We start from the raw sequence: 23,443 nt of genomic DNA on the forward strand, positions 1-23,443 counted from the left end.
TCTATATAGCTTTTATATAAATAACGTTCTTACCATTATTTCGGGTACAAAAATACAAAAAATAAACCGTATTCTTCTCTTTTCTCGAGAAAAATACGGTTAAAATCTATATTTCTTGATGAATTAGTCTTCCAACTGGAACAGAGGATCATCTGGAGTCAGCATGGTTGGCTTCTGGTCGAATTCCTTCAAGAGCTGCTCAGAAGCATACTTCTTGTTTACTACCAGGCGGAACATGTACTCGTTGAACCAATCGTTGGTCATGATGAAGCAACCGGCAAAACCATTGTCTGCACCCCAACTGTTCTCCACCTTCCATTTTACAGGCTTGCCATTGGCATCGAGATCTACAGCTGTCAGCGTCATGGCATGAGTAGAACCACTATCGAAAGTAGCGATGCGGTCAGCCTTGTTCATTGGGAATGAGGTATTGAAGAGGCTAGCATAATCGAAGTTGTCGAGTGCCAGATAGCCGCGCTTTCTATCAAGCTGCTTGCCCACATCATAACTTGAATACATCTTATGACCATCCTTTAGAGAGGCGATGGCGAGCTGGGCAATCTCCTCCATAGGCAGGTTCAGATACTTCCAGTTATGACCATCATAAGTATGGCGGTCGTATTCTACCTCGTATGTCTTGTGGTATGGGCGGCGTGGATCGTTCATCACCATCAGGAAGGTACCGTTGAGATCCTTGCCTACGGTTTCCTCATAGAAACTCTTAGGAGTATACTTCTTAGCCTCGCCTACCTGCTTGCCATCCTTGTCGCGGAATGCATAGGTAAACTCCTTCACCGGCTCACCCAGAGTAAGGCTGAGCATGTGATAAACCTGACCGAGCATCTCGTTCTTGCGAGCCTGGATAGCTGCCGACTTCTTACCCTGAGCCACCATCTTGCGGAGTTCCAGACCATACTCGCGGAGCTTGCTGCTTACGAGACGGCTCATCTTGGAAGTATTGTTGCTTGAGAAGGTCTCAGGCTGGGCACTCATAGGTACAAGACCATACTTGCTCGCCAAATCGGCAACACCACAGAAAGTACCGCCATCATTGAGCGGATTCTTGAAGAAGAACTGCACCTGAGGATCCTCGATGCTCTTCTTGCCAAGGTCGATAACCCCCTGAAGCATCAGGTTAGCCTTCTCTAGCTGATCATAGAAGAAGAGGTAATCCTGAGAATACTCCACCACTCTACCCTGCTTGTCGTTGACAGCAAAGTTAGAACGGAGCACGTTAAAACCGCTGAACATCCAGCAACGGCCCGAACTCTTCTGGTTGTGAATGCTCTGCGAAGGAGTCTCGATGCTGAAATGAGTATCAACCGGGGCCTCGTTGGCATGATTCTTCACAAGGTCATCAATGTTGTTGTTGGCAATCGCATTGAAGAGTGCCTTGTTGGCTACACCTGCCTGCTGGCTTTTCTCCATCTGCTGGAGAGCAGACTGACTGATGCCGCCACCCTTGGTCTGCGCCATCAGAGACATGGAAGCCATCATCATGGCTCCCAAAAGTAATACATTTTTTCTCATCACGATAAAGGTATTTATTTGCTTATTGTTATATAACTAATTCCGGATTTCATTCCTTTTTCAGAAATTTCCTTTGCAAAAATACAAAGAATAATCGGAAAAAGCGAAAATATTGCCTCAAAAGTGCTTTATATAGGAAAAAAGCATTATCTTTGCACAAGATTTTCACGAAGAAAACATGGACAAGAACAAGTTTAGTCTATTAAATAGTATAAAATACCCGGAAGATTTGAGACGGCTGAGCATTGACCAGCTGCCACAAGTCTGCAAAGAGTTAAGAGAAGACATTATCGACGAGGTTGCCGTCAACCCCGGTCATTTTGCCTCCTCTCTTGGCGTGGTTGAAATAACCGTAGCCCTACATTATATCTACAACACCCCATACGACCGTATTGTATGGGATGTGGGACACCAGGCCTACGGACATAAGATATTAACAGGACGCCGCGACAACTTCTGTACCAACCGCAAGTTGCACGGCATCCGTCCATTCCCTACACCTTTAGAAAGCGAATATGATACCTTCGCCTGCGGACATGCGAGCAATTCCATCTCCGCAGCACTCGGTATGGCCGTTGCCGCACGCGAAAACGGAGATACCAACAGGCACGTGGTAGCCGTCATTGGCGATGGAGCCATGAGCGGCGGACTGGCTTTCGAGGGACTGAACAACGTATCAAGTACACCTAACGACATGCTCATCATCCTGAACGACAACGATATGAGCATCGACCGGGCAGTGGGAGGTATGGAGAAATATCTCCTGAACCTCGATACCAACGAGACCTACAACCGCCTCCGTTTCAAGGCATCGCAGTGGCTGCACTCCAAAGGTTATCTCAACGAAGACCGCAAGAAGGGTATCCTGCGCCTGAACAATGCACTGAAGTCGGCACTGAGTCATCAGCAGAACATCTTCGAGGGTATGAATATCCGCTACTTCGGACCTTTCGACGGTCATGACGTAAAGGAAGTGGCGAGAGTGCTCAAACAGCTTAAGAACATGAAGGGTCCTAAGCTGCTGCACCTGCATACCACCAAGGGAAAGGGTTACGAACCAGCCGAGAAGAGTGCTACCATCTGGCACGCGCCAGGCAAATTCGATCCGGAAACGGGTGAGAGAATCATTGCCGATACCAGCAACCAGCCTCCTAAATATCAGGATGTTTTCGGTGAGACGCTGCTGGAACTGGCTCAGAAGAACCCGAAGATTGTAGGTGTGACGCCAGCCATGCCTACAGGATGCTCCATGAACATCATGATGAAGGCGATGCCAAACCGTACCTTCGATGTAGGTATTGCCGAGGGGCATGCCGTCACCTTCTCTGGAGGTATGGCGAAAGACGGTCTCATCCCTTTCTGCAACATCTACAGTTCGTTTGCACAGCGTGCCTACGATAACATCATCCACGACATGGCACTGCTCAACCTGCCGGTTATCATGTGTCTTGACCGTGCCGGACTGGTAGGTGAAGACGGACCAACCCATCATGGTGCCTTCGATATGGCGGCTCTCCGTCCGATTCCGCATCTCACCATCGCATCTCCGATGAACGAACATGAGTTGCGCAACCTGATGTATTCAGCCCAGTTGCCAGGTCATGGCAGCTATGTAATCCGTTATCCGAGAGGCAAGGGTGTGCTCGTAGACTGGCGCAACCCGATGGAGGAAATCAAGACCGGTACCGGCAGAAAGCTGAAAGACGGCACCGATGTAGCCGTTCTTACCATCGGTCCTATCGGAAACGATGCCGCTCAGGCTATCGCTGAGGTAGAAGCCGAAACCGGAATGAGCATCGCCCACTACGATATGCGATTCCTCAAGCCACTCGATGAAGACATTCTGAAAGAGGTGGGCGAAAAGTTCAGCCGCATCATCACCATCGAAGACGGCGTTCGTATGGGCGGTATGGGCTCTGCCGTACTGGAATGGATGAACGACCATGACTATCAGCCAAAGATGACCCGAATGGGATTGCCAGATGAGTTTGTGGAACACGGAACCGTGGCACAGCTCAGGGAAATCGTGCATCTCGATAAAGAATCAATCAAAGAAGCAATTAAGAAATGAAAATAATCATAGCTGGCGCATATGCCATAGGTACTCATCTGGCGAGACTCCTGTCACGCAGCAATGAAGAGATTACGCTCATCGATGAAAGCGAAGAGCGCCTGGCAAGCATTGGCTCCGACTGCGACCTGCTCACCATGCTGGGCAAGCCTACCAGTCTTCACATCTTACGCGATGCGGGGGTAGCAGATGCCGACCTCTTCATCGCCGTTACTCCGGTAGAAAGTACCAACATTACAGCTAGCATCCTTGCCAAGAACCTGGGTGCCAAAAGAACGGTGGCCCGTGTGGATAACCCGGAGTATATGGATCAGCAGGCTCAGGAATTCTTCAAAGAATTAGGTATCAGCAAACTGATTTATCCGGAGATGCTCGCAGCCGTAGATATCAATAACGGACTGAAAATGAGTTGGGTACGTCAGCGCTGGGATGTGCACGACGGCGCACTCGTCATGCTCGGCATCAAACTGCGCGAAGGATGCGAGATACTGAACGAACCGCTCAAGAACATCAGCGGTCCTAACGACCCATACCACGTGGTAGCCATCAAGCGAGGCAGCGATACCATCATCCCTGGCGGTAACGACGAGCTGAAACTCTACGACCTCGCCTACTTCATGACCACCCGCAACTATATCCCATATATCCGCAAGATTGTAGGCAAGGAGCACTATGTAGATGTGAAGAACGTGATGATTATGGGTGGCGGACGCACAGCCGTAAGAGCCGTGAAGAAGATGCCGGAATATATGGAATGCAAGATTATCGAGATGAGCGAGGAGCGCTGCGAATATCTCAACGATATTCTCGATGAGAACAAGACGCTCATCATTCATGGTGACGGACGCGACATTCCGCTACTCGTAGAAGAAGGTATCCGCAGTACCCAGGCCTTCGTGGCACTGACCGGTAACGCCGAAACCAATATTCTGGCCTGTCTTACCGCCAAGAGAATGGGTGTGCGCAAGACGGTGGCTGCCGTAGAAAACGTAGACTACGTGAGCATGGCAGAGAGTCTGGATATCGGTACCATCATCAACAAGAAGATGATTGCCGCCAGCTACATCTACCAGATGATGCTCGATGCCGACGTAATGAACGTGAGATTCCTGATGAGCGCTAACGCCGATGTGGCAGAATTCATAGCCAAAGAAGGTTCGAAGGTAACCCAGAAACCGGTGAAGGAACTCGGCATGCCTATCGGTGTAACCATCGGTGGACTGGTTCGCGGTGAAGAAGGAATGCTCGTTTCGGGTAACACCCAGATAGAACCGGGCGACTCGGTGATGGTTTTCTGCCACAACATCAACATGAAGAAAATTGAGAAATACTTCATATAAGCGTGAAGGAGATAGAGAAATACTTCATATATGATAAACAGCAAATTAATATATAAGATTTTAGGGCAACTGCTTTTCATAGAAGCATTCCTGCTCTTCGTCAGTCTGCTGGTAGCTTTCTATTACCAGCAAGACGACATCTTTGCCTTCATTGTGGCAACACTTACCACCATCGGAGGCGGACTGGTGCTGAAATGGCGAGGACACGGAGCCGATAACTCAATGTCGCGCCGTGATGCCTATCTCGTGGTAACGCTCTCATGGATTGTATTCAGTTTCTTCGGAACCCTCCCCTTCATGGTGAGTGGATACATCAACAACTTTACCGATGCCTACTTTGAAACCATGTCGGGATTTACGACAACGGGAGCCACGATATTAGACGATGTAGAATGCTTCCCCCACGGACTGCTTTTCTGGCGTTCGCTCACCCAATGGATAGGCGGTCTGGGAATCGTGTTCTTCACCATCGCCCTGCTGCCATCGCTTGTAGGAGGACAGACCAAGGTGTTTGCTGCCGAGGCAACAGGACCTATCAAAACGAAATTGCATCCCCGGCTTTCCACTTCGGCTAAATGGATATGGAGTATCTATCTGATGCTCACCATTGCCTGCATCATATCCTACTATGTGGCGGGAATGAATCTCTTCGACAGTTTCAACTATGCGATGAGCACGACGGCAACGGGTGGTTTCGCTACCCACAACAGCAGTACCGAGTTCTTCCATTCACCAGCGCTGGAATACATCTGTACGTTCTTCTGTTTCCTGTCGGGTGTGAACTTCACCCTGCTCTATGCAGCCGTCATCAAGTTTAAAATCAAGGATCTGTTCAAGAACTCAGAGTTTAAGTTCTATGCATTCATGGTTGCTGCATTCAGCGCCTTCATCATGGTAGAGCTGATGGTGATGCGCAACTACGATGTGGAGCATGCCTTCAGAAGTGCTATCTTCCAGGTGGTTTCTTTCATCACTACCACCGGTCTGTTTAACGACGATGCTGCTGTGTGGCCTCATGTTACCTGGGTGGTATTGGCAGCCTGCATGTTCTTCGGAGCCTGCTCAGGCAGTACGAGTGGAGGTTTGAAATGTATCCGTGGCGTGATGCTGGTAAGAATGGTGAAGAATGAATTCCGCCAGATTCTGCATCCTAACGCCGTGCTACCATTGAAGATTGATGGTGTGAACGTACCGATGCAGAAGCGTGTTACGCTGCTTGCCTTCCTCACCACTTATCTCATCATCTGTCTGGTGATATCGTTCACGATGATAGCCATGGGCATCGACAATACCAATGCCATCACCATCACCCTGAGTTGTGTGGGTAATGTGGGACCTACGCTGGGTACGGAAATCGGACCAACCATGTCGTGGAGCGAACTGCCGGATGTGGCAAAATGGTTCTGCTCGCTGATGATGCTCATCGGTCGTCTGGAAATATTCAGTGTGCTGGTTATCTTAACGCCAGCATTCTGGAGAGAGAACTAACATACCCAGAGGGGGAGTTAGAAAATAAAAGAGAAGTTGATATTTGAAGTAAGAAATACGCTTACTAGACTAAGTATATTTCGCACAAAAAGCGTTATATATAATAAGGTATAGGTTCAGCAAGAGCCTTACCGGAGAGTAAGAAACCGTACTGAAGAGTACATTTATAAACTAAATATAGGTAAAAATGAAACCATTAAAATTTCAACCGCTATTAAAATCCACCATCTGGGGTGGCAGTAAGATTATCACTTTCAAGCATCTCGACGTAAAGCAAGAGAATGTGGGAGAAAGCTGGGAAATCTCTGGAGTACCAGGAAATGAAAGCATCGTAGCCGATGGCGAGATGCAGGGCAAGAGCCTCAACGAGGTTGTTGCAGAACGGAAGGGAAGCTTCCTCGGAGAAGAGAACTACAAGCGTTTCGGCAATGAGTTTCCACTGCTCATCAAGTTTATCGATGCCAACCGCGACCTCTCTATCCAGGTGCATCCTAATGATGAAATTGCCAAGAAGCAAGGTAAGGAACGCGGCAAGACCGAGATGTGGTATGCGCTGCCATGCGAGCCGGATGCCAAGCTCTACAACGGCTTGAAGATGCAGATTACTCCTGAGCAGTACAAGGAGATGGTAGAGAACGATACCATCACCGATGCCCTGGCTCAGTATAACGTGAAGGAAGGTGACTGTTTCTTTATCCCAGCCGGCAGAATCCACACCATCGGAACAGGCTGTTTCGTTGTCGAGATTCAGCAGACCAGCGATGTTACCTATCGCATCTACGACTTCAAACGCAAGGACAAGGATGGCAACTATCGTCAGCTCCACACCAAGGAGGCTGCCGAGTGCATCGACTACACCGTATTGCCAGACTATCGCCAACACTACACTCCTGCCAAGAATCAGGGTGTAAGCATGGTGCAGTGCCCTTACTTCACCACAGCCGTTTATGATCTCGATGAGCCAATGACGCTGGATTATTCAGAGTTGGACAGCTTCGTGATTCTGATTGGCTTGAAGGGCGAAGCTAAGATTACCGACAACGAGGGTAACGAAATTACGCTCCAGGGCGGCGAAAGCATCGTAGTTCCTGCCAGCACCAAGACATTGAAGATAGAAGGAACCCTGAAGTTCCTGGAGACATACGTATAATTTTAAAGGTAAAAAGGTAAAAAAGTAAAAAGGTAAAAAGAGCCTGGCGGGATGTCATCTGCCTGCTTTCTTTTTACCTTTTTACCCTTTTACCTTTTTACCCTTTTACCTTTTTACTTTTTTACCTTTTTACCTTTCCAAATACTTTTCCACATCCGCCTGAATCTTCTGGAATTCGGGAGAGAACTGGTAGAAGGTGTTCTTCTTCATCATCATCTTCACCTTGCCCAGACTATTCTCATAACATGCCATTTCGGTGCGGGCCTGCTCGGAATGGAGGGCACGGTCGCGGATTTCATTCTCCCTATCGTTGCGCAAAGCATCGCAGACGCTCTGGACGATAGGACTAACTACCAGGTCGAAGAGATGATGACCCTGTATATATAAATAGGTATTGCTCTCGTTTACACCCAGATTGTTGAGGTAAAGAGCCATTTCATCCAACTCATCCTTAAACTTCTTGAAGCGGCGCTCCAGCTGGAACAGCTTTGCCCGCACCTTCTTTCCCAAATAATCTATCGCCCATTTAGGATCCTGGATTCGGACAGAAGGCAGCATGATGACCTTATCAAACTCCGCCATATCAAAATGCATCGACATCTTGCGATGACGCACATAGAACAGCATGTGCCATAAGAAGAGGGGCCAGATGGTACGGGAATAGGACTCAAGAAAACGCTCGAAATCGAAGATACGACGGTCGTTGAGCGTCACCATCACACAGGTTTCGTGCAATCCTCTGGCATAACATTGGAAGTTTTCAATGGCATAGGCATAGGTATGGAAGATGTAAGGATTCTCCAACATCTGCTGGGAAGACTCGGTTGAGCCCTGACGCAGATAATCGTAATCGGCATCTACACAGGCTATCATATCCCTACCTACTCCCTTCAGCATACTGGAGATAGCAGCCTTCTTGCCTCGGTCTAAATGCTGGTTACGGGTAGGCAGCATGATATCAAAATAGCGTTTTTCATTCTCAAACTTTCCCAGTACAGAACGCCAGAAGAAGACATCATCATAGCTCTCAACGTAAGCCACAATCTTGCGCCGAGCCTTCTTCGAGGTCATCCTGTTGGCTGCCTCGAAGAACTGGGAATTGATATTATCAGTTAAACGTTTAGCCATAATATTCGTTTTTCACTTATATCGTGATGTCGCTCACATCCGTCACCCTATCGGTCCATCCATCCATGACCACAGCAGGACTGTGGGTGGTCATGATGATCTGGATATTCGGATTAAGCTGCAGCACCAGACCGATGAGCTGCTTCTGCCATTCGAAATGAAGGCTGATTTCCGGCTCATCCATAAAGAGGACATAAGATTGGTTGTCCTCCACCAGCACGGTAAGGAGGATGGCGAGAATCTGCTTCTCACCAGCCGAGAGCTGATAAGGCGAGAGCTGCTCACCTATCTGGTTGAAGCGGATTTCATTGGCTGTACGGATGATGGTCTTGCCGGTATCCTTGAAAAGATTATCTACCATATCCTGGAACATCTTCTTCGGTTCACTCAGCTGCTGAGCCTTGAAAGCTGCATCCGGTTCGCCGCTCTGAAGCACAGCGATGATGCGGTTGCCGATGTTCACCTGATAATCCAGATACTTGCGCTGCAGCTGGAAGAGCTGCCAGTCGAGTTCGGTAACCAGAGTGAGGTCTATCTTGTTGATCATCTCGGCATTCATCAATGGTCTATCTACCGAGCGGATTACATCATATCTAATCCACTTTGCCTCCTCCGGCTCCACCTTCAGATGCACACCTTTGATCATGTGACTAGGAAATTCACCGCCAGCCGCCAGCCCCTTTACCACCTTATTTAATATAGTACTCTTGCCCACGCCGTTTACACCACTCAGGATATTGACACGGCGGTCGAGGTTCCAAAGAATATGTTTGGTACCGCTCCAGAGAGATTCAATCTCTATCTGTTTGATATAATCAGCATATTTCTGCATAAGAATAATCTCCTATCTTTAATAGTCAAGAACAGAAAAAGACTATTGTCTTAACTTCTTAACTCCTTTAAGTTTCAAAAAATATACCGCAAATATAGCAAAATTCCTCGAATTTTTGTACCTTTGCACTCGATTTTATTCAAAAATAGGAAGATTTAAATAGAAATAAGGAAAAAATGGATAACAAACGACCTCTTATCGCCCATCTGTGCCTCTTCTGTTCCGGCGCATTCTGGGGACTGATGGCTCCCGTAGGCAAGGATGCCATGCTTCACGGCATCGACGGCATCGACCTGGTGAGCTTCCGTGTATTGGGTGGTGCCCTCCTCTTCTGGCTCACCTCGCTCTTCACCAAGAAAGAGCATGTTCCAGTAAAAGACATCTTCAAGTTTGCTGCTGCCGGGCTCTTCGCCCTCGTGTTCAACCAGTGTTCTTACACCATCGGTCTGAACATGACCTCGCCTAGCAATTCCAGCATTATGACCACCTCGATGCCTATCTTCGCCATGATTCTCTCCTTCCTGATATTGAAGGAGCCTATCACCTGGAAGAAGGCGCTCGGCGTGCTGATGGGATGTGCTGGTGCTGTCATCATCATCACGACAAGTGCCACGGCTGGCAATGCCAAGGTGGGAAACATCTGGGGCGACCTGCTCTGTATGTCGGCTCAGCTTTCCTTCGCCCTCTACCTGTCGCTCTTCAAGAACCTGCTGTCCAAGTATTCACTCTTCACCATCAACAAGTGGATGTTCCTCTGGGCAACGGTCTTGATATGGCCTTTCACCATCAGTCATGTGATGAGCATCGACTTTGCCCATGTTCCGATGAGCACCTGGTGGGAAACGGGCTACGTGGTTCTCTTCGGCACGTATCTGGGCTACATCTGCATGATGATTGGTCAGAAGACGTTGCGCCCTACCGTGGTGAGTGTATATAATTATGTGCAGCCGCTGGTATCCGTCACCGTGAGTGTCATCGTGGGTCTCGCCGTGTTCAAGGGTATGCAGGCAATAGCCGCCATCCTCGTGTTCTCAGGTGTATGGCTCGTGGTAAAGAGCAAGTCAAAAAATGATATCGACAAGCACGACCACAGTCTGGCTTACGAGAAAAGACATGCTTAAAAGATATAATGTCGATTTATAAAACTGAAACTGTCCCCATCTGAGATAACAGATGAGGACAGTTTTTTATATAAAAAAAGAAGATCAGCAACCGAAGTAAACCATCAGTCCGCCCAATACGATATAAAGCAGGGCGTATGGGATGGCCGAACGGAGAATCTCTCCATCCTTCCCCTCCATATCGCAGGCTGCAGTAGCAATGGCGATACTCTGCGGACTGATCATCTTGCCACCCGTGGCTCCCGTGGTGTTGGCAGCAACCAGCCAGTTCTCCTGACCACCCTCCATACCAAAGAAAGTGCTCTGTCCCGTCATGCCCAACTGGTTGGCAACATGAGCCTGGAGCTTGGCAAAGAGGATATTCGAAGAGGTATCAGAACCCGTTACGAAGGTTCCGATGGCACCAATCATCGGCGCTACCAAAGGATAGAAATCACCCGTTACAGCCACCAGACCTGAGGCGATGGAAGTAATCATTCCCGAATAGTTCATCACACTTGCCAGGGCTATCAGCGAACAGATGGTCACCACCGTCTTGCGCAGATTCACCGTGGTACGGGCAAGAATCACCATCAATCTCTTGAGGCTCAACCCCTGAACCAATCCACCAATCGTTGCACCCAGGAAGAGCATCAAACCCGCATTGGAAATCCAGCCAAACTTAAAGGTGCTGTCGAGTACAGGCAGATGAACCGCACTCACCAGATGACTCTTGAGGAAAGCATTGACCGGAGGACAGAGTGCTCCGGAAACCAGGATGAATATCAATATAAAAAGGTAAACGCTCCATGCCTTCAGGCTCTCGGCGAAAGTAAAAGTTTTCTTTTCCTGCACCTTGCTCTTTCTGGCAAACACCTTGGCGTATGCGATGATGGCGATAATGGCTGCCAGCGAACCGATGATGGCTGGAGTCTCGGAACCGAGATAATAGCCGCAGACAAACTGCACTACCACGGAAATCACTCCCACCCAGAGGGCGATGATGAGATTCTTGATAAGATTGTGCTTATCGGTAAGCGTCAGGATGATGAAAGGCAGGATGATAAAGAGAGGTGACAGCTGGATGATGGCGAATGCCGAAGTCTCGCAAATCTGTGCCGCCGAAGCCGATCCACTTTCAGCCACCTCGTTACAGAGCGTAGTAACCGGCACGCCTACGGCACCAAATCCCGTAGCCACGGTATTACCTATCAAGGACACCAGAGCCGAGAACATCGGTTTGAATCCGAGTCCGATGAGGATGGCAGCAGGTATCGCCACCGCCGTTCCGAAGCCCGCCATACCTTCGAGCAGTCCACCGAATCCCCATACGAGGAGCAGCACGAGCAGTCCCTTATCATCGGTAATCGATGTAAACTGCCTCTTGATTACGTCTATCTGCTTGCTTTCCACGAGGATATTATAGCTGTAGATAGCCATCAGGATGATGATGAGAATCGGGAATACCGCCTTCAGGATGCCTTCCACCACCGCCCATCCCGTCAGGGCGATCACGCTATCCTCCGCATGTTCCGGGGCTATCATGCCCAGCGGCGAAGCAGCGAAGAGAGCAAGCAACACGGTAACTACGAGCGTCAGCAAGGCGCTTTTATGACCTGCCATCTTGAAGCCGAGCATCAGGATGAACAGCAACACGATGGGAATAATAGAAACTATTGATGCCATAAGCCATTCAGTTTTTTAATGTTTTCGATTGCTAAATTTTATGTTTATGACTGCAAAAATAACATTTTTCTTTGAAAAAAGAAAGCATTTTTTGAAAAAATCTCTTCTTAGATGTCCGATTTTTCAATTTCATACGTCTATAGAGTGTTAAGGTTATGAGAACAGAAGAATTCAACCATATCATCCTACCGATGCGCAGCAACTTGAAAGCGTATGCGCTAAGGTTGACTGAGAGTGACGACAATGCCGAAGACCTCGTGCAGGAAGTCATGCTCAGGCTGTGAGACATGCGCCAGAATATCAAGGCAGAAGATAACCTCAAGGCGCTCGCCATCACCATCATGCGCAACAAGTTTTATGACCAGTGCCGACATGAGGAGCGGAACTTCACCACCGACAAGGTAATGGAAGTACCCATAGAAGACCGGCGGGCAGAGCAACGGGACGAGGTAAATCTCATCAAGCAGATAGTGGCACAGCTCCCGCCCTTGCAGCAGCAGATATTCCGCATGAAGGAGATAGAAGGCTATACTGCCGATGAAATCATGCAGATAACGGGATGTACTGCCGATAATCTCCGAAAAAATCTCTCCCGAGCCCGACTCAAAATCAGAGAGACTTATATGAACATCGTGAAACAGAACAAAATAAAGAAGGAGGAAAAGTTATGAATGATGAAATAAAAAGAATACAGAACTTGCTCGACAAGTATATGGATGGAGCCACTTCCAATGAGGAAGAGGCAACGCTCAGAAAATATTTCGAAGAGCATGGCAATGATATTCCGGAAGAATGGGAATCCTATCGCGCCCTCTTCAGCTATATAGGATTCGAACAGATGAATCTTTCTCAAATTCTAAAAGAAGAAGAGAAGGAGATAGAAAAGGAGGATATTCTAGAAGATGAAGAAAAGAATATCCCAAAGAAAGAAGGAAAGAAAGAGGAAGCTTCTCGCAGCAGATGGCTCAAATATTTCGGCACTTCTGTGGCAGCCGCCGCTATCATCGCATTCCTGATTGTGGGCATCCAGAAGATTGCCCAGCCTCAGCCTGAATGTTATGCGGTTATCGATGGAAAGGTTTATACCGACCAGGAGTTCGTTCATAACGAAGCCCTGGATGCCCTGGAAGATGTTTCGGCAGATTCCGAAGATCCATTCAGTGCCCTGGATATGATGAAACAATAAATTCATCTTTTAGATGAAACAATCAATCAAACTATAAAGTATAATATATATAATAAGGTATAGAATATGAAACGATGCAACTTGATAAAACGCTTCTTCATCGGACTGCTTCTTATCGTGGTAGCCTCGATTTCGGCTAATGCCCAGGAGGGACTATACGTAAAAAGTATATTCCAACGCTTCGGACACGCCAAGGGATGCAAGATGGTTACGATGCAGAATGCGCAACTCAAAGGTTACAGGCTCAAGATATACAAGAGCCTGGTATATAAGAACCATGCCACGGAAATAGCCCACTATCTGAAGTCCGACCGCAAAGCTGCGAAAAAGATCAGAGAGGTGGTGGAAAATGGCAAGATGGTGAGCGGCTATTACATGATGACACCCTTGAGCAATGGCGACAACCGCTTCATCCTCTTCAGTAACCCGAGTAAAAGCAAGGGAACCGTGATTTATATAGAAGGCGACCTGTCGCCCGAAGATATCATGAAACTCTGCTATTCCAGAAGATAGAAACAGCATTTTCCTTCTGGAATCTTCTCAATAAGAATAAGAAACAACATAAAATATAGTATTATGAATATCAAAAACGTAATGATGATGGCTGCCATGATGCCAGCCTTCGCCCTTGCTGAAACCAACAGCAACAGTGCACCAGTCTCTGTAGAGGCTAACGACACCACAATCAGAGTGAACGACCAGAACATCGTCATCAAGCAGGATGGTGAACAGACTTCTGTGAAGATATATAAGATGAACGGCAACGAGATGACCAAGATTTCCGAAACCCAATTCGTAGATGGTCAGGAAGTAGAAAAGGTATTTGTCACCTCGCCTTTCATCCCTCAGACCTTGAGCAAACGCAAGCGCAGTCTGGAGAGTCATTATCCAACCTTCTTCTTCGGCTGCAGCCAGTTGCCAGGCAGCAGGGGAAGCATGGGAGGCAACAACGAGATGCACAGTCGCGACTCCAAGTCGTGGGAATGGGGCATTACCCTCACCAGTCTCTGCTTCCGCCTTTCCAACGAAATGGCGCTCACCTCCTCTCTCTCCATCGGACAGGTACACCACCATTTCAAGGACAATTATGTATTAAGTACCGAAAACGGGGTATCAGCAATGACTCCGATAGAAGGCGAGACGCTGAAGAAAAGCTATATCAGCTACAATGTGCTCCGCCTGCCTATCATGCTGGAGTGGCAGAAGCGCATTGGATGCCATGATGCATTCCTGGCGTTAGGTCCATCGGTAGAATACCGCTGGCACGAACATTCCCGCTACTTCATCGGAAAGCACAAGCATACCGAAACGGGCGATATCAACCTCAACCCTATCGGCTTGAACCTCGAGGCCCGTGCCGGCTACTCAGGAGTGATGCTCTACGCCCGTGCCGGAATAACCCCACTGCTCAACAAGACCAAGGCTCCCGAGTGCTACCCGATGACCATCGGCTTAGGATTTAGACTGTAATTTCTCTCAAAAAATCGAAAAAAATGCCCGAATACCACAAACGTGGTAGCAGGAATACTACTCATATGCTATTTCAGAATCCAGAAAATCGCCGTACCTTTGCAGCGTCAATCAGAACAAACAGTCTGATGACTTTCAGAAGGACATCAGAATGTCTTTCAGAGAGAACATCAATCTGATTTCTGGGCGGCAATTTATATAAATGAATAAGATTGAATATTAACGTAAAATTAAAGAAAGGACATAGATTATGAGTACAGAAAAGAAACTTCGCTTTGAGACACTTCAGTTGCATGTAGGTCAGGAAAATCCAGATCCAGCTACCGACGCTCGTGCGGTGCCTATCTACCAGACCACAAGTTACGTGTTCCGCAACTCTCAGCACGCTGCCGATAGATTCGGACTCCGTGACGCAGGTAACATCTATGGTCGCTTGACCAACTCTACTCAGGGTGTATTCGAAGACCGTGTGGCTGCCCTCGAGGGTGGTGTAGCCGGTTTGGCTGTCGCTTCTGGTGCTGCAGCAGTTACCTACGCTCTGCAGAACATCCTTCAGAATGGCGACCACATCGTAGCTGCCGACAACATCTACGGTGGTACTTATAACCTCATCACTCATACATTATCCACACAGGGTGTCAGCTACACCATCGTGGATCCTCGCAACTTCGAGCAGGTAGAGGCTGCCATCCAGGACAATACCAAGGCTCTCTATGCAGAGACCTTCGGAAATCCTAACTCAGATGTAACCGATATCGATAAGCTGGCTGAGATTGCTCATCGCCACAACATCCCATTGATTATCGATAACACCTTCGGCACTCCATACCTCATCCGTCCTATCGAGCACGGAGCAGATATCGTGGTTCACTCAGCAACTAAGTTCATCGGCGGTCATGGTTCATCTCTCGGTGGTGTCATCGTAGATGGCGGTAAGTTCGACTGGAAGGCAAATGCCGACAAGTTCCCTACTCTCGCTAAGCCAGACCCATCTTATCATGGTGCCGTATTCGCAGATGTAGCCGGAGCAGCAGCCTTCGTAACAAGAATTCGTGCGGTCATCCTTCGTGATACCGGTGCAACCATCTCTCCATTCAACGCCTGGATTCTTCTTCAGGGCTTGGAGACATTGAGCCTCCGTGTAGAGCGTCACGTTCAGAATGCATTGAAGGTGGTAGAGTATCTGGAGAACAACCCTAAGGTGGCTAAGGTTAATCACCCAGCCGTTCCTTCTCATCCAGACCATGAACTTTACAAGAAGCTCTTCCCTAACGGCGGTGGTTCTATCTTCACCTTCGATATCAAGGGCGGTGAGAAAGAGGCATGGGAGTTCATCGACCACCTGCGCATCTTCTCTTTGCTGGCTAACGTAGCCGACGTGAAGTCACTGGTTATCCACCCAGCAACAACCACCCACTCTCAGTTGAGCCCAGAGGAGTTGGAGGAGCAGCACATCTATCCTTCTACCGTTCGATTGAGCATCGGTATCGAGAACATCGACGACCTGATTGAGGCACTCGATGAGGCATTTACGTATGTGAAGTAATTTCAGTGTTGAATGTTGAATGTTAAATGTTGAATTGCCTGACGGACAATAACGGCATTCAACATTCAACACTCAACATTAAAATTCAACATTCAACACTCAACACTTAACACTTAACATTAAAAAAATCATTATGGCAAAGATATATAAACAGATTACTGATTTAATCGGTAAGACCCCATTGGTAGAATTGGGTAAGTATTCAGCATCCAAGGGTTTGGAGACTCCAGTGATTGCTAAGGTAGAATTCTTCAATCCTGGCGGAAGCGTAAAAGATCGTATCGCCCTTGCGATGATCGAAGACGCTGAGCAGAAGGGCATCCTGAAACCAGGTGCCACCATCATTGAACCAACCAGCGGTAACACGGGTGTAGGCCTGGCTCTGGTATCAGCCGTAAAGGGCTACCACCTCATCCTCACCATGCCAGAAACCATGAGTGTGGAGCGCAGAAACCTGGTGAAGGCTTACGGCGCAGAAGTGAGATTGACCAGTGGTAAGGACGGAATGCCTGGCGCCATCAAGGCTGCCGAGGAGCTCCGCGATTCCATCCCAGGCTCTGTAATTCTGGGACAGTTTACCAACCCAGCCAATCCTACCAAGCACTATGCCACAACCGGACCAGAAATCTGGGCAGATACCGATGGCGAGATTGATATCTTCGTAGCCGGTGTAGGAACAGGTGGAACCATTTCGGGTATCGCCAAGTACCTGAAAGAGCAGAATCCTAACGTGAAGGTGATTGCCGTAGAGCCTGCCACATCGCCTGTATTGAACGGCGGACAGAGCGGTCCTCACAAGATTCAGGGCATCGGTGCCGGTTTCATTCCAGAGACTTACTCTTCAGAATATATCGATGAGGTATTGGATATTCAGAACGATGATGCCATCAAGGCGGGTCGTGACCTGGCTCAGACCGAGGGTCTCCTGGTAGGTATCTCATCAGGTGCCGCCGCCTTTGCAGCCACCGAGATTGCGAAGCGTCCTGAGAACAAGGGCAAGAAGATTGTAGCCCTCTTGCCAGATACCGGCGAGCGTTATTTAAGCACTGTACTCTACGCTTTCGAGGAGTATCCTTTGTAATTCACAATCGGATATTTTCTGATGGAAGCAAAATCTATCATAATTTCCCCAACCAGCTTTCCCATAGCAGGTTGGGGATTTGCATATCAAGCCTTTCTGTTCCTGTCAAACAGGTCTTGATAGGAGTCTGCTATGGCGTGGTGCGCCTCATCCGATCCGTATGGAATTTTAATCATGCCGTTACCATGGGCGGTTACTCCTACAGCTAATTATTTTTCCATCCAATTTACAACAACAATACCATTAAGCCTCCCTATGTGCTTAACGTTTTCTGTAACCATAACCATGTTATTTATGATAGCTGTAGTACCGATAATTATGTCAGCATCTTCAATAAGTTGACCTTTTTTACGAAGAAAAGCCTTTTGTACAGCAAATTCATTCCAAATATTTGCCGTTGGCAATATTGTTACATACTGGCAAAACACATGAACAGCTCTAATGTTCTCAGAAGGTCTATCGCTACACTGAGCCCCATAAAGTAATTCTCCCAAAGTCATCTCAGAGATAAAGAAATGTTCTTGACCAATTTCTGAAATTTTAGCAGCAACATTACGTTTACCCCTCATAAAATATACACAAATATTGGTATCCAACAAGTAATTCATATCATCCAAAATTGACAGGTTCTGACTTTGACATTTTACTCTCGTTGATATTAGCTATAATATCTTCTGCCGACTGTTCGCCAACCCATGAACCACAGCAACGTTCTACCATTTCTTTAGTCCTATCTGCTGGCGTTTTAATTTCCTCTGCATCAGCTATCGACATGGAAAGTAAAGCAATAACCTCTATCTTATCTTCCTTACTTAACTTTTCGAGTTCATGCCAATGAGGAACCTTACTTGCAAGCCTATTACTTAAAGCAACTATATTCATAATTATCTCCTTTAAAACGTTCAACTTTTCCGCAAAAATACGCTTTTTCTACGAAACCGCCAAGAAAATCAGAATAAATCTGCAAATTATCAGCCAATTACCCAAAATCATCAGAAAACAGCAACCTATAAACTATTAATTGTAAACTGTTAACTATAAACTATTAACTGTAAACTCTCTTCCCCCGGCGGTCCCATCCCGCACAATTTGGCGAGGGCTTTGATGCCCCGCCATCCTTAGAGCGTAGCGGTTCCGAGCACCGAGTAGGGCGGTTTCCCTCTTCTTCCCTGAGGGGAGAAGACCGAGATGAGAGGTGGAGCCCTCTTTAAGGGGAAAAAGCGATGCCAATGAGTGCAATGAAAGCTTGCTTTCAAATTGCCGAGTGCAGCTCGCTTTATCAACAAAGAGGGACGGGGTGATTTTCGAAAAGAGATACCACTTCACTATTTTCTCAATACCCTTCTCAAACAAGAGAGATGCCCCCAAAATCCTTCTACAACTTGCGAGAATCGAGTATAAATTCTAGCCTTTATCATTTAAAAGATTCTAAAAATTAATAAATATTATTACGAGTTCCCATAGTGGGAACTCTCATTTATTTTATTTTTTCTATCTTTGCAAAAGATTACCACTTTAGAGGCGCCACGACAAAAACAGTAATTTGTGAATCTCTACTTCCGAAAGCTAACGGAGGCGGAGACAGGGGAATTTGTGTCCGAAGCCAAAGAGCGATACCAAACATTTTCTGCTCTGTTCACGGTGACACGGTGACACGATGACACTAGTTTTTCAACTTTTCGCCTCGCACGCGGGCAGGCAGGAACTTTCGGCTTGATTTTTCCTGCCTGCCCGCGCGAGAGTAAATCTTCAGAAATCACTGTCATAAGTGTCACCCTGTCATCCAGAAGCAGGTTACTTCCGAATCAAAAGTCAAAGACTTACGGTGCAAAAGTCAGTCACTTACGACGCAAAAGTCGGGGACTTACGCCCCGTAACCCCCTGGCTTACGAACCGCAATCCAATCACAAAGCCCTTAAAAATCAAACAAGCCAGGCATTTAGAAGTGATACCAAGCAAGGCATGTAAAAGGGCTTACAAACACCAGAGCAAAGAGAATCTATGAAAAAGTATGAGCAACTGTGAGCAAGTATGAGCAACTGTGAGTTGCCTCCTCACCGATTTCGTATCTTTGCATTGTGATTCAGAGATACTCAGCGGTTCCAATCAGCAAGCTATAGTAAGGCGTCCCCATAGCAAGCTATCCCCAGGCGGTCCCATCCCGCACAACCATGGCAAAGACCGCTTTAATGTGATTTGATAGCCAACCAGCCAGGCATTAAAAAGAGAGTGGATTTGCGGCAACCAGTTCCCGATATATAATAAGGCGTAAATTTGCAGGATATGAGTTTGAACTAAAATACAAACAAAAAGCATCGTAAAAGTTTAAAGAATGCTAAAAGATTCGTTTCCGCTTGAAAATTTCTTTTAAAATGCCTATATTTGCAATGCCGTTAGTAATGGCGGCAGACATAAAGAGGTAGCAACTACGCTTAGTTCGGACTGAGAATCTGGACAGTTCGCAGTACACAAGAATGACAGTTCCAGTTGTTTGCCCCAATATGTATACTCATATCCATCCCGCTTCTGTGGGATGGGTATCTCTATTTTGTTAATTTTGCAACCGAATTATCAACCCAGTCTGAGTAACATGGATTCATATTCTGGAATCATCATAGAAGAAAGCAGAAGGTCTGAGCAATTTTCAGACTTTACGCCCATACCTTGCAAAGGTTTCAACATTCTTTGCAAGGCAAAGCGCTATGGCAGATGGTGGGTGCTCAAAGGATTGAAGGAGCCATATCGCCAAGACGGAAACTACAAGAACCTGCTGCACAAAGAGTTCGATATCCTCATATCCCTGCAGCATCCCAACATCGTATCAGCCTACAGTATGGAAGATGTACCCGAAATGGGTACCTGTATCGTAATGGAATGGATAGATGGTTTCACGCTGGAACACTGGAGCGGTAGGAAGACTGAGGGAGAAGACATCTTCCTCCAGTTGCTTGATGCTGTGCATTACATCCACGCCAAGCAGATAGTACACAGAGACCTTAAGCCTTCCAATATCATGATTACCCATAACGGCAATCATGTAAAGCTCATCGATTTCGGACTTTCAGATACCGATGACTTTACCATCCTCAAACAGCCTGCCGGCACACCGGGCTACATCTCACCTGAACAGATTGTATCCCAACAGGCAGACATCCGCAACGACATCTTCAGTATCGGTAGTATCCTGGAAAAGATACTTCCAAGCAAACCGTATACTGCCATCATCAAACGATGTAAGGCTCCCATAGCCCAGCGATATGCCAATGTTGACGAACTCAAAGCCGATTTCATGGCTCGCAGAAACAGCCATCCATCCGGTATCAAGCGTATCGCAATCGCAGCTTTGGTCTGTATCATCTTATTAGGTTTCATCAGTTACCCATTACTGCATCAGCCGGAGAGGAGCATAAACACTACCCCTGAACATACCGAAGCCAAGAAGGATACATCCATCCGCCAGCAAACCAAGAAGCCAGCCCCACTTTCCAATGGCCAGAAATCCCTGCAGTCAACAGCTACCGAGCCATCTTCTGCATCACAGGCACAAGCCGCCGAACTCATATCCAAGGGAAAGAAGACTATCGACAAGATGTGGAAGGATTCCGGCATCGACACCATCCGTTCTGTAGAGAAAAAGAGCGAGGCATTCTATCGGTTTATAGATAAGAGCAATGATTTCATCACGACCACTTATCCGCAGACATTCTCTAAAGACATCGCTGGCAGCAAGAAGACCGATATCATCTACGAGCTGTCCTCTTATACCTCTGAGAGATATGTGAAATCCACCTTGTCGAGATTTCAATCTTCTAAGTAATGCTCTACGATGATGCCGTTCTTCTTACCTATTGCGTAAGTAACCGGCTCATCATCTCCATGTTTCCAAGCATGGAGATAAGCAGGCTCATGATTGATAAAATGATGGCACTCAAAAGTATCATCTTTCGCCAATCTGGTATTTTCTGATGATACCACCTTGAAACTACCATTTCCCTGATACCTGATGATGCAGGTTCTGTCGGGCAGCCAGGAAAGTTTAAGCATCTGTCCCTCATAAAGATCATCGCAAGATATTTCCTTGCCTATAACCATCTGGCTCTGCCGTTCTCCCGTCCCTAGCGACAATCCGAACTCCTCAAAGTCTGCATAACCGAGAAAATTAGCCAGCACATTCTTGGTAAACTTACTGGCAGAAACCCCTTCGCTCACGTATCCCCAGAATCGTCGCAGCGTAGAAGCACTCACCCTTTGCTGGGTACGCTCCTCCACCTTTTCGCTCAACCAAGCGAAGTCGCGAGGCACAACCATCTTGCGCCCCACCATCTTTTCTATCATTTCACGTAATATCTGTTCCATGCTGCAAAGATACAGAAACAAATCCAGCCAACACACAAAAAGCCAATATTTCGACTAAAAACACCTCATATTTTGAACTTGGAACGGAATGGAACGCTGAAAAAGCAGAAAAAACACCTATTTTTGCAAAAAAATCAGCTCACAATGAACAACTTTAGAAAAAAAATGGTATATTTGCAGTGCTGTTCTAAACAAGCAGCAGACATGTTAAGGAAACAACCATGCTTGGTTCGTACTGAGAATCTGGACAATTCATTGTACACAAGAACGAAGACAGAAGTTGTTCACCCAATCGTGTATTATTGTATCCATTCCGCTTCGGCGGGATGGGTATCAACATATACCCATTGGTGTGAGCTGATTTTCATTCTTTGTGTACAGGTAGTCCAGAACCTTCAGAACAGAATGAAATTGGTTCGCACCTTTTTTGTGCCTAAGAATGAAATAACAAACAAGTAAATGATTAGCTTATGAGACAAAAGAAAGCACCTATTGATTACCAATTGGAGTACATGGAGCACCTCTTCTTCTGCATCAAACATAAGAAGACCGAAAGCTATGTTATCCATCGAATCTGGGATAAACTAGATGATATGAGAATTCGATTTGTCGTACAACAGAAAGTAGAACTTCCAAATGGAAGATATGCTTTGGCAGACTTATATCTTCCACAAATTGGAATCTTTGTCGAAATCAACGAGCCATTCCATGCCTTTCAGAAGAAAGAAGACGATTATCGAAATGAGAATATCATAAAACTAACTCAAAACGATCAATTCATCATCTCCTGTGGCAATCCAAACAAAGACGGCGAATGGTTAAGTCTAAATGAGATTCATCAGCAAATAGACCAATGTGTAGCATTCATCAAGGAGCGCATTAATCAAATTCAAGACTTAAAGCCGTGGGATATGAGCAAATGGCTTTCTGTGGAATATCACAAACAGAAAGGTGTGTTTAAAGCCGAGGACAATGACCAGCTCCGAACTATAGATGACATTTGCGCCGTTTTCAACACTAAGCCGAAGTATCATGGCTATTTGAGAGTTGGAACAGCCTCTGTACCCAACAAAGAGAAACTGGAAATTTGGTATCCTAATATTCATAACCGCAGCGGGTGGAGCAACCATCTTTCGGAAGACCAAGACACATTCGAAGAATTCAATGAAAAGGATGAGATAAAGCGTAAGAAGCATGTTGACACTTGCATTGAAGACAATAAACTACGCATCACATTCTTTCGTCATAAAGACGAACTTGGAATGGAATTCTATAAGTTCATTGGAATCTTCGCTCTCGATATAGAAGAGAGCAAGAAACAGAACAAATGTATTTGGCGCAGAAAGAGTAGAGAATATAAACTATAACACTATTGTCCGGATAAAATCCGGAACATGTAGCCTAAGTTGTTGAAAATTAATTAAATATATCGTTCTTTGAATTTTTGGATTAAATTTTGTACTTTTGCAGATGGGCCTC

The 23,443-nt window shown here is 46.7% G+C and carries 21 protein-coding genes; 14 read left to right on the top strand and 7 right to left on the bottom strand.

What is annotated here, in order from left to right:
- Nucleotides 1-123 precede the first annotated feature (123 nt).
- Nucleotides 124-1,530: an aminopeptidase C gene (locus NNC77_RS09045; protein WP_254970697.1), complete on the bottom strand. Its 1,407-nt coding sequence runs from the start codon at nucleotides 1,528-1,530 to the stop codon at nucleotides 124-126.
- Nucleotides 1,531-1,708: 178 nt separating this feature from the next.
- Here NNC77_RS09045 and dxs point away from each other — a divergent pair, with 178 nt between their 5' ends.
- The 4 genes from dxs (at nucleotide 1,709) to NNC77_RS09065 (ending at nucleotide 7,579) form a co-directional block, all read left to right on the top strand.
- Nucleotides 1,709-3,601, top strand: coding sequence for a 1-deoxy-D-xylulose-5-phosphate synthase (gene dxs / locus NNC77_RS09050; RefSeq protein WP_153084963.1), 1,893 nt, complete (start codon nucleotides 1,709-1,711; stop codon nucleotides 3,599-3,601).
- Nucleotides 3,598-4,941 carry a Trk system potassium transporter TrkA gene (gene trkA / locus NNC77_RS09055; protein ID WP_118154795.1) on the top strand — a complete coding sequence of 448 codons (1,344 nt, stop codon included), beginning with the start codon at nucleotides 3,598-3,600 and terminating at the stop codon, nucleotides 4,939-4,941. The genes dxs and trkA overlap by 4 nt, the downstream gene beginning before the upstream one ends.
- A 30-nt stretch (nucleotides 4,942-4,971) precedes the next feature.
- A complete protein-coding gene (locus NNC77_RS09060; protein ID WP_254970700.1) occupies nucleotides 4,972-6,429 on the top strand; it encodes a TrkH family potassium uptake protein in 1,458 nt (485 codons plus the stop codon).
- A gap of 187 nt (nucleotides 6,430-6,616) precedes the next feature.
- Entirely contained in the window at nucleotides 6,617-7,579 is a 963-nt protein-coding gene (locus NNC77_RS09065) for a type I phosphomannose isomerase catalytic subunit (RefSeq protein WP_153084966.1), read from the top strand.
- A gap of 129 nt (nucleotides 7,580-7,708) precedes the next feature.
- Here NNC77_RS09065 and NNC77_RS09070 read toward each other — a convergent pair whose 3' ends face one another.
- Nucleotides 7,709-8,707, bottom strand: a complete 999-nt coding sequence (locus NNC77_RS09070) for a DUF4435 domain-containing protein (protein WP_118255590.1) — start codon at nucleotides 8,705-8,707, stop codon at nucleotides 7,709-7,711.
- 16 nt (nucleotides 8,708-8,723) lie between these two features.
- Nucleotides 8,724-9,539, bottom strand: coding sequence for an AAA family ATPase (locus NNC77_RS09075; RefSeq protein ID WP_254970701.1), 816 nt, complete (start codon nucleotides 9,537-9,539; stop codon nucleotides 8,724-8,726).
- A gap of 176 nt (nucleotides 9,540-9,715) precedes the next feature.
- On the opposite strand from NNC77_RS09075, the gene NNC77_RS09080 reads away from it, so the two are divergent.
- A complete protein-coding gene (locus NNC77_RS09080; protein WP_254970702.1) occupies nucleotides 9,716-10,660 on the top strand; it encodes a DMT family transporter in 945 nt (314 codons plus the stop codon).
- Between the two features lie 84 nt (nucleotides 10,661-10,744).
- Here NNC77_RS09080 and NNC77_RS09085 read toward each other — a convergent pair whose 3' ends face one another.
- The gene (locus NNC77_RS09085; RefSeq protein WP_254970703.1) at nucleotides 10,745-12,325 is read right to left on the bottom strand and encodes an L-lactate permease; all 1,581 of its coding nucleotides are present in this window, start codon (nucleotides 12,323-12,325) and stop codon (nucleotides 10,745-10,747) included.
- 155 nt (nucleotides 12,326-12,480) lie between these two features.
- Here NNC77_RS09085 and NNC77_RS09090 point away from each other — a divergent pair, with 155 nt between their 5' ends.
- From NNC77_RS09090 to cysK, 7 genes are all read left to right on the top strand, one after another.
- Nucleotides 12,481-12,609 (top strand): sigma factor, encoded by a 129-nt coding sequence (locus NNC77_RS09090; RefSeq protein WP_254970704.1) that lies wholly within the window; start codon nucleotides 12,481-12,483, stop codon nucleotides 12,607-12,609.
- Nucleotides 12,610-12,612: 3 nt separating this feature from the next.
- A complete protein-coding gene (locus tag NNC77_RS09095; RefSeq protein WP_254970705.1) occupies nucleotides 12,613-12,996 on the top strand; it encodes an RNA polymerase sigma factor in 384 nt (127 codons plus the stop codon).
- Nucleotides 12,993-13,511, top strand: coding sequence for a hypothetical protein (locus NNC77_RS09100; RefSeq protein ID WP_254970706.1), 519 nt, complete (start codon nucleotides 12,993-12,995; stop codon nucleotides 13,509-13,511). Before NNC77_RS09095 ends, NNC77_RS09100 begins: the two co-directional genes overlap by 4 nt.
- A 66-nt stretch (nucleotides 13,512-13,577) precedes the next feature.
- On the top strand, nucleotides 13,578-14,024 hold the full coding sequence (locus NNC77_RS09105; protein WP_118139644.1) for a DUF6108 family protein: 447 nt from the start codon (nucleotides 13,578-13,580) through the stop codon (nucleotides 14,022-14,024).
- Between the two features lie 63 nt (nucleotides 14,025-14,087).
- Nucleotides 14,088-14,981, top strand: coding sequence for a hypothetical protein (locus NNC77_RS09110; protein ID WP_254970707.1), 894 nt, complete (start codon nucleotides 14,088-14,090; stop codon nucleotides 14,979-14,981).
- Nucleotides 14,982-15,231: 250 nt separating this feature from the next.
- Nucleotides 15,232-16,527 (top strand): O-acetylhomoserine aminocarboxypropyltransferase/cysteine synthase family protein, encoded by a 1,296-nt coding sequence (locus tag NNC77_RS09115; RefSeq protein WP_006849406.1) that lies wholly within the window; start codon nucleotides 15,232-15,234, stop codon nucleotides 16,525-16,527.
- A gap of 133 nt (nucleotides 16,528-16,660) precedes the next feature.
- The gene (gene cysK, locus NNC77_RS09120) at nucleotides 16,661-17,608 is read left to right on the top strand and encodes a cysteine synthase A (RefSeq protein ID WP_118255384.1); all 948 of its coding nucleotides are present in this window, start codon (nucleotides 16,661-16,663) and stop codon (nucleotides 17,606-17,608) included.
- 209 nt (nucleotides 17,609-17,817) lie between these two features.
- Here cysK and NNC77_RS09125 read toward each other — a convergent pair whose 3' ends face one another.
- Together NNC77_RS09125 and NNC77_RS09130 are read right to left on the bottom strand one after the other, a co-directional pair.
- Entirely contained in the window at nucleotides 17,818-18,216 is a 399-nt protein-coding gene (locus NNC77_RS09125) for a type II toxin-antitoxin system VapC family toxin (RefSeq protein WP_117728507.1), read from the bottom strand.
- 1 nt (nucleotide 18,217) lies between these two features.
- Nucleotides 18,218-18,490, bottom strand: a complete 273-nt coding sequence (locus NNC77_RS09130; RefSeq protein WP_118067395.1) for a hypothetical protein — start codon at nucleotides 18,488-18,490, stop codon at nucleotides 18,218-18,220.
- A gap of 1,708 nt (nucleotides 18,491-20,198) precedes the next feature.
- Here NNC77_RS09130 and NNC77_RS09135 point away from each other — a divergent pair.
- Nucleotides 20,199-21,425: a serine/threonine-protein kinase gene (locus NNC77_RS09135; RefSeq protein ID WP_254970709.1), complete on the top strand. Its 1,227-nt coding sequence runs from the start codon at nucleotides 20,199-20,201 to the stop codon at nucleotides 21,423-21,425.
- Here NNC77_RS09135 and NNC77_RS09140 read toward each other — a convergent pair.
- Entirely contained in the window at nucleotides 21,410-21,964 is a 555-nt protein-coding gene (locus NNC77_RS09140; protein WP_117728500.1) for a hypothetical protein, read from the bottom strand. The two genes, NNC77_RS09135 and NNC77_RS09140, sit on opposite strands and share 16 nt — an antisense overlap.
- A gap of 470 nt (nucleotides 21,965-22,434) precedes the next feature.
- Between NNC77_RS09140 and NNC77_RS09145 the strand changes: the two genes are divergently transcribed.
- Nucleotides 22,435-23,331, top strand: coding sequence for an AbaSI family restriction endonuclease (locus tag NNC77_RS09145; RefSeq protein ID WP_118201818.1), 897 nt, complete (start codon nucleotides 22,435-22,437; stop codon nucleotides 23,329-23,331).
- Nucleotides 23,332-23,443 lie beyond the last annotated feature (112 nt).

The organism is Segatella copri, assembly GCF_024330485.1.
Taxonomy (GTDB): Bacteria; Bacteroidota; Bacteroidia; order Bacteroidales; family Bacteroidaceae; genus Prevotella; species Prevotella copri_L.